The 13,443-nt window shown below is 71.7% G+C and carries 15 protein-coding genes; 11 read left to right on the plus strand and 4 right to left on the minus strand.

Features of this window, described 5'->3' with window-relative positions; all coding sequences use genetic code 11:
- The first annotated feature begins 28 nt into the window (after positions 1-28).
- The 11 genes from ACYVC6_RS03395 (at position 29) to ACYVC6_RS03445 (ending at position 9,707) form a co-directional block, all read left to right on the plus strand.
- Positions 29-277, plus strand: coding sequence for a Zn-ribbon domain-containing OB-fold protein (locus ACYVC6_RS03395; protein ID WP_460713301.1), 249 nt, complete (start codon positions 29-31; stop codon positions 275-277).
- The gene (locus tag ACYVC6_RS03400; protein WP_460710968.1) at positions 274-1,419 is read left to right on the plus strand and encodes a thiolase family protein; all 1,146 of its coding nucleotides are present in this window, start codon (positions 274-276) and stop codon (positions 1,417-1,419) included. Before ACYVC6_RS03395 ends, ACYVC6_RS03400 begins: the two co-directional genes overlap by 4 nt.
- A 9-nt stretch (positions 1,420-1,428) precedes the next feature.
- Positions 1,429-2,631 (plus strand): acyl-CoA dehydrogenase family protein, encoded by a 1,203-nt coding sequence (locus tag ACYVC6_RS03405; protein ID WP_460710970.1) that lies wholly within the window; start codon positions 1,429-1,431, stop codon positions 2,629-2,631.
- The gene (locus tag ACYVC6_RS03410) at positions 2,628-3,608 is read left to right on the plus strand and encodes a phosphotransferase family protein (protein WP_460710972.1); all 981 of its coding nucleotides are present in this window, start codon (positions 2,628-2,630) and stop codon (positions 3,606-3,608) included. The genes ACYVC6_RS03405 and ACYVC6_RS03410 overlap by 4 nt, the downstream gene beginning before the upstream one ends.
- Before the next feature lie 17 nt (positions 3,609-3,625).
- The gene (locus tag ACYVC6_RS03415) at positions 3,626-4,831 is read left to right on the plus strand and encodes an acyl-CoA dehydrogenase family protein (protein ID WP_460710974.1); all 1,206 of its coding nucleotides are present in this window, start codon (positions 3,626-3,628) and stop codon (positions 4,829-4,831) included.
- On the plus strand, positions 4,828-5,580 hold the full coding sequence (locus ACYVC6_RS03420) for an SDR family NAD(P)-dependent oxidoreductase (RefSeq protein WP_460710976.1): 753 nt from the start codon (positions 4,828-4,830) through the stop codon (positions 5,578-5,580). Before ACYVC6_RS03415 ends, ACYVC6_RS03420 begins: the two co-directional genes overlap by 4 nt.
- Before the next feature lie 15 nt (positions 5,581-5,595).
- Entirely contained in the window at positions 5,596-6,390 is a 795-nt protein-coding gene (locus ACYVC6_RS03425) for an SDR family NAD(P)-dependent oxidoreductase (protein ID WP_460710978.1), read from the plus strand.
- A gap of 28 nt (positions 6,391-6,418) precedes the next feature.
- Entirely contained in the window at positions 6,419-7,912 is a 1,494-nt protein-coding gene (locus tag ACYVC6_RS03430; RefSeq protein ID WP_460710980.1) for a class I adenylate-forming enzyme family protein, read from the plus strand.
- 78 nt (positions 7,913-7,990) lie between these two features.
- Complete coding sequence (locus ACYVC6_RS03435) at positions 7,991-8,623, plus strand: TetR family transcriptional regulator (RefSeq protein WP_460710982.1); 633 nt, start codon at positions 7,991-7,993, stop codon at positions 8,621-8,623.
- Between the two features lie 4 nt (positions 8,624-8,627).
- Positions 8,628-8,954: an EthD family reductase gene (locus tag ACYVC6_RS03440; RefSeq protein WP_460710984.1), complete on the plus strand. Its 327-nt coding sequence runs from the start codon at positions 8,628-8,630 to the stop codon at positions 8,952-8,954.
- Positions 8,955-8,966: 12 nt separating this feature from the next.
- Positions 8,967-9,707, plus strand: coding sequence for a hypothetical protein (locus tag ACYVC6_RS03445; RefSeq protein WP_460710986.1), 741 nt, complete (start codon positions 8,967-8,969; stop codon positions 9,705-9,707).
- 128 nt (positions 9,708-9,835) lie between these two features.
- Here the strand turns inward: ACYVC6_RS03445 and ACYVC6_RS03450 are convergent, their stop codons facing one another.
- From ACYVC6_RS03450 to recR, 4 genes are read right to left on the minus strand one after another with little or no spacing between them, the layout of a single operon-like run.
- Entirely contained in the window at positions 9,836-10,882 is a 1,047-nt protein-coding gene (locus ACYVC6_RS03450; protein WP_460710988.1) for an aspartate-semialdehyde dehydrogenase, read from the minus strand.
- Positions 10,879-12,171: an aspartate kinase gene (locus tag ACYVC6_RS03455; RefSeq protein ID WP_460710991.1), complete on the minus strand. Its 1,293-nt coding sequence runs from the start codon at positions 12,169-12,171 to the stop codon at positions 10,879-10,881. Before ACYVC6_RS03455 ends, ACYVC6_RS03450 begins: the two co-directional genes overlap by 4 nt.
- Before the next feature lie 11 nt (positions 12,172-12,182).
- Positions 12,183-12,812 (minus strand): DUF5063 domain-containing protein, encoded by a 630-nt coding sequence (locus tag ACYVC6_RS03460; RefSeq protein WP_460710993.1) that lies wholly within the window; start codon positions 12,810-12,812, stop codon positions 12,183-12,185.
- A 34-nt stretch (positions 12,813-12,846) separates the two neighbouring features.
- Positions 12,847-13,443, minus strand: a complete 597-nt coding sequence (gene recR, locus ACYVC6_RS03465) for a recombination mediator RecR (RefSeq protein ID WP_460710995.1) — start codon at positions 13,441-13,443, stop codon at positions 12,847-12,849.

The following is a 13,443-nucleotide window of genomic DNA, read 5'->3' on the forward strand; positions in this document are numbered from 1 at the left end:
CCAGAGCTGCGGCCACTCGACGGAGCAGGTGGAGCTGAGCCCACGGGGCACGGTCTGGGGCTTCACGGTGCAGCGGTTCGCACCGAAGTCGCCGCCGTACGTCGTCCCGGAAGGCGGGTTCGTCCCGTTCGCCGTCGGCTACGTCGAGCTGCCGGAAGGGGTCAAGGTGGAGGCCGTCCTCGACTGCGCCGACTTCTCCGAGCTCGAGGGCGACGCGGAGGTCACCCTGGTGGCCGCTGAGCCGGTGCCCCGCTTCGCCACGGGGACGGCCCGATGAGCACCGGGGTGTCCATCGTCGGCGCCGGGCTGTCCAAGTTCGGCCGGCAACCGGGGCTCAGCGGACGGGAGCTCGGCCTCCAGGCCATCGAGGCCGCGCTCCGCGACGCCGGGATCGCGTGGACCGACGTCCAGGTGGCGTTCGGCGGCAGTGACGGGTCGGGCCTGGCGGACACCCTCGTGGCGGACCTCGGCCTCACCGGGATCCCGTTCACCAACGTCAAGAACGGCTGTGCCACCGGCGGCAGCGCGCTGATGTCGGCGGTGCACGCCATCCGGTCCGGCGCGGCCGAGATCGCCCTGGCCGTCGGCTTCGACAAGCACCCGCGGGGTGCGTTCGACCCGCGGCCCGAGGACTGGGGGCTGCCGGCGGCGTACGGCGAGGCCGGCCTGATGGTGACCACCCAGTTCTTCGGCATCAAGATCACGCGCTACCTGCGCGAGCACCACATCAGCGAGCGGATCCTGGCCCTGGTGGCCGAGAAGGCCTACCGCAACGGCTCGCTCAACCCGAACGCCTGGCGTCGCGAGCCGATCCCGGCCGACGAGATCGCCGCTGCCGACATGGTCAACGACCCCCTGACCCGGCTGATGTTCTGCTCACCGGGTGAGGGCGGGGCCGCGATCGTGCTCGCCAGCGACTCCGCGGCCGCGCGCATGGGGCGTGCGGTGCACCTCCTCAGCGCGGTCAGCCGCACCCGCCGCTTCGGCTCGTTCGAGGTCTTCAGTCCCTCCATCCAGGGGACCGGCCGTCCCTCGAGCGTCAGCGCCGACGCCGCGGCCGCCGCCTTCGCGGCCGCGGGTGTCGGCCCCGACGAGGTCGACGTGGCTCAGCTGCAGGACACGGAGAGCGGCGCCGAGGTCATGCACCTCGCCGAGTGCGGCTTCTGCAAGGACGGCGAGCAGGAGGCGATGGTGGCCGGCGGCGAGACCGAGATCTCCGGCCGGCTGCCGGTCAACACCGACGGCGGTTGCATCGCCAACGGCGAGCCGATCGGCGCCTCCGGTCTGCGCCAGGTGCACGAGATCGTCACCCAGCTCCGCGGCGAGGCGGGCGCCCGGCAGGTCGCTGCTCCTCGGATCGGCTTCACCCATGTCTACGGGGCTCCGGGCATCAGTGCGTGCACGGTGCTGGCGGTCTGAGGGATGACGATGACCACGCAGCTGCCCGACCTCGACGACTTCGCCGCCGACGCCCGGCGCTGGCTGTCCTCGATGGCCGAGCCTCGCTCCGCCGCCCAGTGGGGCGTCGGGCCGGACTCGGTCGCGGTCTTCGAGAACTGGACCCCCGAGGAGGAGCGGGCCGAGACCGACCGGATCCGCGCCTACGAGCAGGCGAAGTACGACGCCGGCTGGGGCGCCCTCACCTGGCCCGCGGAGTACGGCGGGCGCGACCTGCCGACGTCGTACGCCTTGAGGTTCCGGCAGGAGGAGGACGCCTTCGACGTCCCTCGCCGCACCGAGATGTTCTCGGTCACCCAGCAGCTCGTCGCCCCGACCGTCGCCCAGTGGGGGACCCCGGACCAGCAGGAGCGCTACGTGCGCGGCATGCTGCGCACCGACCTGATCGCCTGCCAGCTCTTCTCCGAGACCGAGGCCGGCTCCGACCTGGCCGCCGTCCGCACGCGGGCCGTCGAGCGCGACGGGCACTGGGTGCTGGACGGACACAAGGTGTGGACCTCCGGGGCGCCGGTCGCCGACCTGGGTGTCGCGGTGACGCGCACCGACCCGGACGCGCCCAAGCACGCGGGCCTCACGGTCTTCCTGGTGCCGATGGACGCGCCCGGGGTCACGGTGCGGCCCATCCGTCAGATGACGGGTGGCAGCTCCTTCAACGAGGTCTACCTCGACGGGGTCGAGCTGTCCGACGATCTCCGGCTGGGTCCGGTGGGACAGGGCTGGAGAGTCGCACTCACCGTGCTCGCGGCCGAGCGGCTCGACTCCGGCAGCCTGGGGCTGGCCAACGCCGACCGCGCGGTCGAGCTGGCCCATCATCTCGACCGACCGCTCACCGAGCTCGAGCGCGACCGGGTCGCCGACCTGGTGACCAGGAGCTACGTGCAGCGGTTGACCGGGATGCGGGTGGCCGCGGCCGTGGTCGCCGGCCGTGACCCGGGCCCCGAGGCGTCGGTGGGCAAGCTCCTGGCAACCGACACCATGGCCCGGACCTCCGAGGTCGTGAGGCTGCTGCTGGGACCACGGCTGGCGGCCGACGACGGCGGCTGGGGCACCTGGGCGTGGACCGAGCACCTGCTCGGAGCCCCGGGATACCGCATCGCGGGCGGCACCGACGAGATCCAGCACAACATCATCGCCGAGCGCGTCCTCGGCCTGCCTCGGGAGCCATCGAGATGAGCACCGAGGTCTACGAGCGCGGGCTGTGCGAACGCGTCGGCGCTGTGTTGCGCCGACAGTGGTCGGACGTGGAGGTGGGACTCTTCGCCCGGCTGCCCGGTGGCCACTCGGGCCTCACCTACCGGGTCGAGACCAGCGCGGGCGCGCTGGTGGTCAAGTCCGTGCCGCCGGGCCAGAAGGCGATCGGCCGCCACGACATGCTGCGCCAGGCCCGCATCATCGACGCCCTCGCCCCGACCGCGGTGCCCGTGCCGGCCGTCGTCGCGGTCGACGAGACCGAGCCGGCCTGGTTCGCCATGCAGCTGGTCCAGGGCGAGTCGCTGGAGCCGGTGCTCGACGACCCCGCCGTGCCGTCGCAGCTGGCCGCGGCCCGGATGCTGCGCGCGGCCGAGACGTTGCCGGCCCTGCACGACGTGCCCCTCGACAAGGTCCCGGTCGACGCGGACCCGTTGAGCCCGCACGACGAGCTCGACCGGTGGGCCCGCACCATGGCGGCCGTCCCGCCCGACCTCGTGCCGGACGCCGAGCGGCTCCGGCAGCGGCTCGCAGACTCGGTGCCCGCCGCGATCGCCCCCACCCTGGTCCACGGCGACTACCGCCTCGGCAACCTGATCTGCTCCGGCTTCGAGCCGGCCGCGCTCATCGACTGGGAGATCTGGAGCGTCGGCGACCCGCGCGTCGAGCTGGGCTGGTTCCTGGTCTTCGCCGACGGCGCCAACTTCCCCGGCGTGGGCCGGGAGGTGCCCGGGCTGCCCACCGCCGACGAGCTCGTCGCGGCGTACGCCGGCGACGGCCGCCGCGTCGACGACCTCGCCTGGTTCGACGCGCTGGGCCGCTACAAGATGGCGGCGATCATGGGGCACAACCTGCGCCGCCACCGCGAGGGCCGTCATCACGACCCCGACCAGGAACGCCTGCCCGACACCATCCAGCGGCTGATCGAGACCGGGCTGTCCGCGCTGCCCTCAGCCCCCTGACGAGACGAGAGACCGACGTGGACTTCGAGCCCTCCGCCCGGACCCGGGACCTGCAGGACCGCCTGCAGGTGTTCATGGACGAGCACGTCTACCCCGCCGAGCCCGTCTACGACGACCAGGTCGCCGCGGCGGACAACCGGCACGAGCAGCCGCAGGTGATGCGGGACCTCCAGGCGAAGGCGCGCGAGCTGGGCCTGTGGAACCTCTTCATGACCCACGGCTCGTGGGGTGCGGGGCTCACCAACCTGGAGTACGCGCCACTGATGGGTCTGGCGGGGCGGTCGATCATCGGTCCCGAGGCGCTCAACTGCTCGGCACCGGACACCGGGAACATGGAGATCCTGGCGATGTACGGCACCCCCGAGCAGCAGGAGCAGTGGCTGAGGCCGCTGCTGGAGTGCCGGATCCGCTCGGCGTTCGCGATGACCGAGCCGGCGGTGGCCAGCTCCGACGCCCGCAACATCACCGCGACCATCCGCCGCGAGGGTGACGACTACGTCCTCAACGGCCGCAAGTGGTACACCTCGGGCGTCCTCGACCCGGACTGCCGGCTGATCATCTTCATGGGCAAGTCCGACCCGGACGGTCCGACCTACCGCCAGCAGAGCATGATCCTGGTCCCGGCGGACGCCCCGGGCGTCGAGGTGCTGCGCGACCTGACGATGTTCGGCTACGAGGACCGGCTCGGACACGGCGAGGTCCAGTTCACCGACGTGCGGGTGCCGGCCACCAACATGCTCGGCGCCGAGGGCGACGGCTTCGCGATCGCCCAGGGCCGGCTCGGGCCCGGGCGGATGCACTACGCGATGCGGGCCATCGGGTTCGCCGAGCGGGCCATGTCGATGATGTGCCGCCGTGCGGTCGACCGCGAGGCGTTCGGTGGCCCGCTCGCCGACCAGGGCGTGGTCCGCGAGTGGATCGCGCGGAGCCGGGTGGAGATCGACCAGGCCCGGCTGCTCACGCTGTACGCCTCGTGGCTGATGGACACCAAGGGCAACGCCGCCGCGCGCTCCGAGGTGGCCGCGATCAAGGTCGTCGCGATGGAGGTCGCGCACAACGTCGTGAACCGCGCGGTACAGACCTTCGGCGCTGCGGGCGTCAGCGACGACACGGTGCTGGCCCGGCTCTGGGCCATCACGCGAGCCCTGCAGATCGCCGACGGGCCCAACGAGGTGCACCTGCGCACGATCGGCAAGCTCGAGCTCGCGGGATATCGGCCATGACGTCGCTCGAGGGCAGGGTCGCTCTGGTCACCGGAGCCACGCGGGGGCTCGGCTACGCGATCGCGCTCGGCCTCGCCAAGGAGGGGGCCACGGTCGTGGTCTCCAGCCGCAAGGCCGAGGCCTGCGAGGCCGCGGCCGAGGCGATCACGAAGGAGACCGGAGTCCTGGCCGTGCCCCTGGCGCTGCACGTCGGGCGGTGGGACGACATCGCGCCGGCGGTCGACCGGGTGTACGCCGACCACGGGCGGCTCGACATCCTGGTCAACAACGCCGGCATCGCCCCCCTCTCGTCGACGCTGGACTCCGTCACCGAGGGACTCTTCGACAAGACGATCGAGGTCAACCTCAAGGGCCCGTTCCGGTTGATGGCCGTCGCGGGCGCACGCATGGCCGCGGCGGGTGGCGGCTCGATCGTCAACATCTCCAGCATCGGCGCGCTCCGGCCCAGTCCCCCCGAGGCGATGTACGCCGCGTCCAAGAGCGGCCTCAACGCGCTGACCATGGCGTTCGCCCAGGAGTACGCGCCGCACGTCCGGGTCAACTGCGTGATGCCGGGCGCGTTCGCGACCGACATGGCCGACGGCTGGGACGAGGAGTTCGTCGGCAAGGTCGTCGACCGGCTGCCGGCCGGCCGCCTGGGACGTCCCGACGAGCTGGTCGGCCTGGTCGTGCACCTGGCCGGCGACTCCGCGGGCTACACCACCGGAGCGGTCATCCCCGTCGACGGCGGCCGGACCGCCGTCTACTGATCGGAGACGCAGGACATGACCAACGGTGGCCGCGTGCCCGCGCTGTTCGACCTGACCGGGAGGGTCGCGATCGTGACCGGCGCCTCGTCCGGGCTGGGCGAGGGGTTCGCGCGCACCCTGGTCGGCGCGGGAGCCACGGTCGTCGCCGGGGCCCGCCGTCTCGACCGGCTCGAGGTGCTCGCCAAGGAGGTCGACACCGGCGCACCAGGGGAAGGGCGTCTCGTCCCGGTCCGCTGCGACGTGACCTGCGAGGAGGACCGCGCGCTGCTCGTCGAGGTCGCCACCGGGGTCTCCGGACGCGTCGACGTCCTGGTCAACAACGCCGGCATGCCCGGCGTGCCGAATGCCGAGGACGAGACCGTCGCCGGCTTCGCCGCCCTGCTCGACCTCAACCTCGCCGCCGGCTTCCACCTCGCGGCGGCGGTCGCGGCCACTGTTTCGGACGGTGGGTCGCTGTCGATCGTGAACATCTCGTCGGTGATCGGCATGGTCTCGACGGCCCCCATCGGTGGCGCGAGCTATGCCGCCTCGAAGGCCGGGGTGATCGGCCTGACCCGCGAGCTCGCGGGGCAGTGGGGACGCCGGGGCGTCCGGGTCAACGCGATCGTCCCCGGCTGGTTCGACACCGAGATGACCGACGGCCTGTTCAGCAACGACAAGTCGGCCGGCTGGGTGCGCCGCAACACGATGCTCGGCCGGGGTGGTGAGCCGGGCGAGGTCGACGGCGCACTCCTCTTCCTCGCGTCCGACGCCTCCAGCTATGTGACCGGCCACACGTTGGTCGTCGACGGCGGCTGGACCGCTCGGTAGACACTGGGACCAAGAAGGAGGAGCACGGATGCGTCTGCTGGCCGAGGAGTACGCCGCGCGCGCCGCATCGGCGCCCGGTGACCTGGCGGTGGTCGACCCGCTCGGCGAGCACACCGTCGGCGAGGTCATGCGCCACGCGGCCGACCTGGCGACCGCGCTCGAGGACGCCCTGGGTGGATCCCCCACGGTGCTGGTCCAGGCGGACAACACCTGGCGGACCCTGGCGACGGCGCTCGCCGTCGGGCTGCGCGGCGGCACGGTGGCGGTGCTCAGCAGTCACGCCGTAGCGGCGGAGTTCGAGCTGGCGATGGAGGACATCGCACCGGACGCGGTGGTCGCGTCCGACGACGTACTCGAGCACTGGGGCGTCTCGAGCGAGGCGATGCCGGACAAGCGAGCCGCCCTCGACGGCTGGGCGCTGGTCACCTCCGGCGGTCCCGTCAGCGACGTCGCACGCTGGGCCGGCGGTGTCGCGATCGCGATGACCTCCGGCTCGACGGGCCGCGCCAAGTCCGTGGTGCAGTCAGAGGAGTCACTGCGGTACGCCGGCCGCTCGACCATCGAGGCGATCGGCCTCCGGCCCGGCGACGCCGTCGGCGCCTTCGTCCCGCTCTCGTCGGTGGCGGCGTTCTGCTTCGGGATGTACCTGCCCGCGATGCTCGGCGCCCCGATGGTGTGCATCGAGTCGTGGCGGCCCGACGAGGCGCTCGCGGCGATGGCTGCCCGCGACGTCCGCTGGACGATGCTGGTGCCGACGATGGCCCTGCAGCTCTCGGTCCGGCCGGAGGCGCAGGGCCGCCTCTCCTGCCTGAAGGCCATGACCGTGGGCGGTGGTCCCATGGACGCCGGTGCCCTCGGTCGCGCCGAGCAGGTCCTCGACACGAAGCTGATCCGGGTGTTCGGCATGTCCGAGTGCCTGGGCCACACGACCACGCGGCCCGACGAGGACCCCGGGACGAGGCTGGCCTGCGACGGCCGGCCGTTCCCCGGGACGGTGGTGCGCGCGGTCGACGACGAGGGGAGGACCCTGCCGGCCGGCGAGGTGGGCGCCGCGCAGGTGCGTGGCCCCAGCCTCTTCGTCGGCTACGCCCGCGGTGGTCGACCGCAGCCTCCCGAGCTCACCCCCGACGGGTTCCTGCCGACCGGCGACCTGGTGCGCCTCAACGCCGACGGGACGATCACGGTGTCGGGGCGCCAGAAGCAGATCATCATCCGCGGCGGCCGCAACATCGACATCAACGAGGTCGAGGCCGCGGTGGCCAGGATCCCCGGCGTGGCCCAGGTCTGCGTCGTCCCCGTGCCCGACGAGATGCTCGGCGAGCGGGTGGCCGCCCTCGTGGTGTCCGCCGGCGCCCCGCTCGGGCTGGCCGGCGTGACGCACCATCTCGCGGCCGAGGGCTTCCCCAAGGCCAAGTGGCCCGAGTTCGTCTTCGACGTGCCCGACCTTCCGCAGAACCGGGTCGGGAAGCTGTCCCGGCCGGACGCGGTCCGGCTCGCGGCGGACCTGCACGCAATGACCTGAGTTCATCTCACCTTGCTAGCATCACACCGACGATTGGAGCAGTCAGTGCCCAGAGCTCGCAGAGCAGACTCGGACGGGGTGGCCACGTTGGCGAAGGCGCGGATGATGCCGGAGACCGAGGGCCCGCGCTCGAAGCGCGCACTCATCCTCACCGCCGCCATCGAGAAGTTCGGCAAGGACGGCTACGAGCACACCAAGTGGGCCACGATCGCCGACCAGGTGGGGATCGGACAGACCGCGCTCTACCACTACTTCGAGTCCAAGGCCCACTGCCTGCTGACCATCATGAGCCTCGAGCTCCGCAGGTCCCTCGAAGCGGTCCGCGAGGCGACCGCCGATGTGGAACGGGCCGACAAGGCCCTCGAGGCGGCGATCGCCGTGGCCTACGACGTGAGCCCGCGCGAGGTCCTCCAGATGCGCATCCTGCAGAGCCACATGGACATGCTCGCGACCCCGCGACCCTCGGAGAAGGAGGAGGTCGAGCGCCAGAAGGCGCGGGTGCTCGTCCGGGAGATCGAGGAGGAGTGGACCGGGCTGATCCGCCGCGGGATGGCGGCCGGTGACTTCCCGGAGCGGGACCCCCACGCCATGGCGGTCCTGGTGCTCGCGATCGTGGTCAGCGTGTGGCGTTGGTATCGGCCGGGTGGGCCGATGACGCTCGACGAGGTCCGCGAGATGTACACCGGCGCGTGCCTCCGGGCCCTGGGCTGACGCGGTGTACAACCTGATCGTCCTTGCCGCTCGACCCGGCGACTGGACCCACGAGCAGTTCATCGAGTGGTGGCGCGGTGAGCACGCCGAGGTCACCTACCCCCTGCCCGGACTGCGCCGCTGGCTGCACACCGAGCTCGTCGACGGCATCGACGAGAAGTCGGCCGGCTGGGACGGCATGTCCGTGCTGAGCTTCGACTCGCGGGAGGCCCTGGACTCGGCGCTCGCCAGCGAGGAGTGGCGGGCGGCGGTGGCGCACGTCGGCTCGATGCGAGGGCGCCGGATGATCTTCACCGGCGACGAGCGGACGATGGTGCCCGTCTCGGAGTGAGACACTGCGCGCATGGCTGACGAGCACGAGCCGAGCGGGCCCTCCTTGGAGCCGCCGAGGCTCTTCCGGCGCAAGAAGGCCAAGCCCGCCCCGACTCCACCGACCCCACCGACTGCACCGCCCGGCGACGACAGCCCGACGACGATCCTGGACGACACCGGCACCGACACGGGCATCGCTGCTGCCCCGACCGCCCCGGCCGCGCCCCCGGCCGCGCCCCCGGCGTCGAGACCCACGGAATGGTCGTCACCAGCGGCTCCGGACAGCCAGACCGTGAGTCTCGACGCGCCATCGGCGGCGCCGACGTCACCAACGGCGCCGGCCGCACCGCCGCGACCGCCGCGACCGCCCAAGCGGCCGCGCACCGGCCCGCTGCTGCCCGGACGGCTGGCCGCGGCCCTCACCGGGCTGCTGGTGGGCGGGCTCGTCGTGGGCCTGACCTCGGCGTCGTTCGAGCTGTGCAGCCGGATCCAGGGCACCAACAGCTGCGGCGGTCCAGGGATCTTCCTGCTGCTCGCGATCCTGGTCCTGGCGGTGGTGCTCGGCACGGTGGTGCTACGGCTGTGTGAGGTACCGGAGCCGGGCAGCACCAGCTTCCTGGCGGTGGGGCTGACCAGCGTGGTGGCGCTGCTGTTCCTCATCGACGCGCTCTTCGAGTGGTGGATGATCATCGTCATCCCGCTGGTCTCGGTGGCGACGTTCCTGCTGTCCCACTGGGTGACGGCGACGTTCGTGGAGCCGGCCCGGGACTGAGTCGCTGGGCGACTACTTCAGTCCCAGCTCTCGCTGCGGAGGTCTCGACACGCCCGGTCGCGGCTTCGCAGGCTCAGCCGCGCGGGCTGCTCGACCACCATTGAGCTGACCGCGACGGCCTTCGTTCCTCAGGCCGACGCGATCAGCTCGGCGATCTGGATCGTGTTGAGGGCGGCGCCCTTGCGCAGGTTGTCGCCCGAGACGAACAGCGCGAGCCCGCGGTCGCCGTCGACGCCCGGGTCCTGACGGATGCGGCCGACGTACGACGGGTCCTTGCCGGCTGCCTGGAGGGGGGTGGGGATGTCGGACAGCTCGACGCCGGGCGCACCGGCGAGGATCTCCCGGGCCCTGGCCGGGGTGATCGCCCGCTCGAACTCGGCGTTGATGGCCAGCGAGTGGCCGGTGAAGACCGGCACCCGCACGCAGATGCCGGAGACCTTGAGGTCGGGGAGGCCGAGGATCTTGCGCGACTCGTGGCGCAGCTTCTGCTCCTCGTCGGTCTCCTCGAGGCCGTCGTCGACGATCGAGCCGGCCATCGGCAGCACGTTGTAGGCGATGGTGCGCGCGTACTTCTGCGGCTCGGGGAAGGCGACCGCCTCGCCGTCGTAGGCGAGCTCGGGCGCCTTGTCGCCCGCCGCGGCCACCTGGGCGGCGAGCTCCTCGACGCCGGCGATGCCCGAGCCGGACACGGCCTGGTAGGTCGAGGCGATGAGCCTCACCAGGCCGGCCTCGTCGTGCAGCGGCTTGAGCACCGGCATGGCGGCCATGGTCGTGCAGTTGGGGTTGGCGATGATGCCGTGCCCGGCCGCGATCACCGCGGCCGCGGCGTCCGGGTTGACCTCGGAGACCACCAGCGGGATCGCGGGGTCCTTGCGGAAGGCGCTGGAGTTGTCCACCACGATGACGCCGGCGTCGGCGAAGACCGGCGCGAGCGCGCGTGAGGTGGTCGCGCCCGCCGAGAAGAGCGCGACGTCGAGCCCGCTCGGGTCGGCGGTGGCGGCGTCCTCGACGACCACCTCGCGACCGGCGTAGGGAAGGACGGTCCCGGCGGAGCGGGGCGAGGCGAAGAACCGGATCTCACCGACCGGGAACTCGCGCTCCTCGAGGATCTGGCGCATCGCCACGCCGACCTGCCCGGTCGCGCCGACGATGCCGACGTTCAGAAGACGGGTCATCGGCCGGTGCCTCCGTAGACGACCGCCTCGACCTCGTGGGAGTCGAGGTCGAACGCCGTGTGCGTGGCCGCGACCGCGGTGTCGACGTCGGCCTCGTCGACGATCACGGAGATCCGGATCTCCGAGGTCGAGATCATCTCGATGTTGACCCCGGACTCGGCCAGCGCGGAAAAGAACTTGGCGGTGACGCCCGGGTGGGAGCGCATCCCGGCGCCGATGAGCGACACCTTGCCGATCTGGTCGTCGTAGAGCAGCCGCTCGTAGCCGACCTCGCTCTGCAGCCCGGCGAGGGCGGCCATCGCGCTCTGGCCGTCGGTACGCGGCAGGGTGAACGAGATGTCGGTGAGGTTGGTCGCGGCCGCGGAGACGTTCTGGACGATCATGTCGAGGTTGATCTGGGCCGCGGCCAGCGCCTCGAAGACCCGGGCCGCGACGCCCACCTTGTCCGGTACGCCGACCACGGTGATCTTGGCCTCGCTCCGGTCGTGGGCGACGCCGGCGATGATCGCTGCTTCCATGGTGGCCTCCTCGGCCTGGTCTGGAGCGGGGTCGTTGATGCTGCCTTCCACGACCGTGCCCTCGAGCTTGTTGAACGACGAACGGACGTGGATGGGGATGTTGTAGCGGCGGGCGTACTCGACGCACCGCAGGTGGAGGATCTTGGCCCCGGACGCCGCCATCTCGAGCATCTCCTCGTAGGTGACGCGGTCGAGCTTGCGGGCGGTCGGCACGATCCGGGGGTCGGCGGTGAACACGCCGTCGACGTCGGTGTAGATCTCGCAGACGTCGGCCTCGAGCGCCGCGGCCAGCGCGACCGCGGTGGTGTCGGTGCCGCCCCGGCCCAGGGTGGTGATCTCCTTGGTGTCCTGGCTGACGCCCTGGAAGCCGGCAACGATCACGATGTGGCCGTCGTCGAGGGCCGCCGAGATGCGTCCCGGGGTGACGTCGATGATCTTGGCCTTGCCGTGCACCGAGTCGGTGATCACGCCGGCCTGGGAACCGGTGAACGAGCGGGCCGTGAAGCCGAGGTCGGAGATCGCCATCGCGACCAGGGCCATCGAGATGCGCTCGCCGGCGGTGAGCAGCATGTCCAGCTCACGGGCCGGGGGAAGCGGGGAGACCTGGGCCGCGAGGTCGAGGAGCTCGTCGGTGCTGTCGCCCATCGCCGAGACAGCGACCACGACGTCGTGGCCGGCGCGCTTGGTCTCCACGATCTTCTGCGCGACGCGCTTGATCGCGGAGGCGTCAGCGACCGACGACCCGCCGTACTTCTGGACAACGATTCCCACGTCGCACAAGTCTAGGTGGGTGGTGCGCCGGCCTCCCCGAGCATCTCATCGGCGGCCGCGACGTCGTCGGCGTCGAGGCTGAAGTCCTGGTCGAGGCGGTTGTGGGAGACCACGGAGAGCAGCGCGTTGAGCGCGACGCCGGCGAGGTTGCCCCACGAGGCGATGTAGGAGAACTGCCACCACCACAGGGCCTCGTCCACGTCACCGCTGCGGTAGTGGCGAAGCCCGTTCTCCAGGTCGCTGGCGATCGCGGTGATGTCGTCGGACAGCTGGCTCTCGACGACCTCCGGAGCGTAGGCGTCGAAGACATAGCTGTAGGTGTCGATGGGGTCGAGCATCTCGGCCAGCCGGAGCCGCAGGCCCTCGAGGTCGGCCTCGGGGCCGACGTCGGGCTGGTATTCCTCGCGGGGGGTGAAGTCGGTCTGGACACCCATCCGGGCCCCGGCGAGGGAGATCTGGGTGATCTCGAGCAGCAGCAGCGGGATCGCGCTGCCGACGTCGTTCTCCTGGGCGATGGCGCGCAGCGCCAGCAGGAAGCTCTCGACGGAGTTGGCGATCTGCTGGGCGAAGTCCTCGGTCGCCGAGTCGAGCATGGCCCCCACCGCGACGTCGCCCTCGACGTCCGAGGTGTCATCGGTCACTGTGTCTCCCTCGTCGTCTCCCTCGTCGTGTCCCTCATCGGGCACTCCGCCTTCCCGCGAACGCCCGGCCGAGGGTCACCTCGTCGGCGTACTCCAGGTCTCCCCCCACCGGCAGCCCGCTGGCGAGCCGGCTGACCGTCAGGTCGAGGTCCTTCAACATACGGGTGATGAAGGTGGCCGTCGCCTCGCCCTCGAGGTTGGGATCGGTCGCCAGGATCACCTCGGTCACGGTGCCGTCGGCGAGCCGGGTCATCAGCTCGCGGATGCGCAGCTGGTCGGGACCGATGCCGTCGATCGGCGAGATCGCCCCGCCGAGCACGTGGTAGCGGCCCTTGAACTCGCGGGTGCGCTCGATGGCCACGACGTCCTTGTATTCCTCGACCACGCACAGCAGCGCCGGGTCGCGGCGCGGGTCTCGGCAGATGCGGCACTGCTCGTCCTCGGACACGTTGAAGCAGACCGAGCAGAACCGCGCCTTCGCCTTGACCTCCACGAGGACCTCGGCCAGCCGGCGTACGTCGGCGGCGTCGGCCTGGAGCAGGTGGAACGCGATCCGCTGGGCCCCCTTGGGCCCCACGCCCGGCAGCCGGCCGAGCTCGTCGATCAGGTCCTGGACCACGCCCTCATACAT

Source organism: Nocardioides dilutus (genome assembly GCF_054779555.1).

What these genes read in the sequence shown, in the direction of transcription:
- ACYVC6_RS03400 (WP_460710968.1), top strand. Translation starts at nt 274, where the DNA reads ATGAGCACCGGGGTGTCCATCGTCGGCGCCGGGCTGTCCAAGTTCGGC.
- ACYVC6_RS03405 (WP_460710970.1), top strand. Translation starts at nt 1,429, where the DNA reads ATGACCACGCAGCTGCCCGACCTCGACGACTTCGCCGCCGACGCCCGG.
- ACYVC6_RS03410 (WP_460710972.1), top strand. Translation starts at nt 2,628, where the DNA reads ATGAGCACCGAGGTCTACGAGCGCGGGCTGTGCGAACGCGTCGGCGCT.
- ACYVC6_RS03420 (WP_460710976.1), top strand. Translation starts at nt 4,828, where the DNA reads ATGACGTCGCTCGAGGGCAGGGTCGCTCTGGTCACCGGAGCCACGCGG.
- ACYVC6_RS03425 (WP_460710978.1), top strand. Translation starts at nt 5,596, where the DNA reads ATGACCAACGGTGGCCGCGTGCCCGCGCTGTTCGACCTGACCGGGAGG.
- ACYVC6_RS03430 (WP_460710980.1), top strand. Translation starts at nt 6,419, where the DNA reads ATGCGTCTGCTGGCCGAGGAGTACGCCGCGCGCGCCGCATCGGCGCCC.
- ACYVC6_RS03445 (WP_460710986.1), top strand. Translation starts at nt 8,967, where the DNA reads ATGGCTGACGAGCACGAGCCGAGCGGGCCCTCCTTGGAGCCGCCGAGG.
- ACYVC6_RS03450 (WP_460710988.1), bottom strand. Translation starts at nt 10,882, where the DNA reads ATGACCCGTCTTCTGAACGTCGGCATCGTCGGCGCGACCGGGCAGGTC.
- recR (WP_460710995.1), bottom strand. Translation starts at nt 13,443, where the DNA reads ATGTATGAGGGCGTGGTCCAGGACCTGATCGACGAGCTCGGCCGGCTG.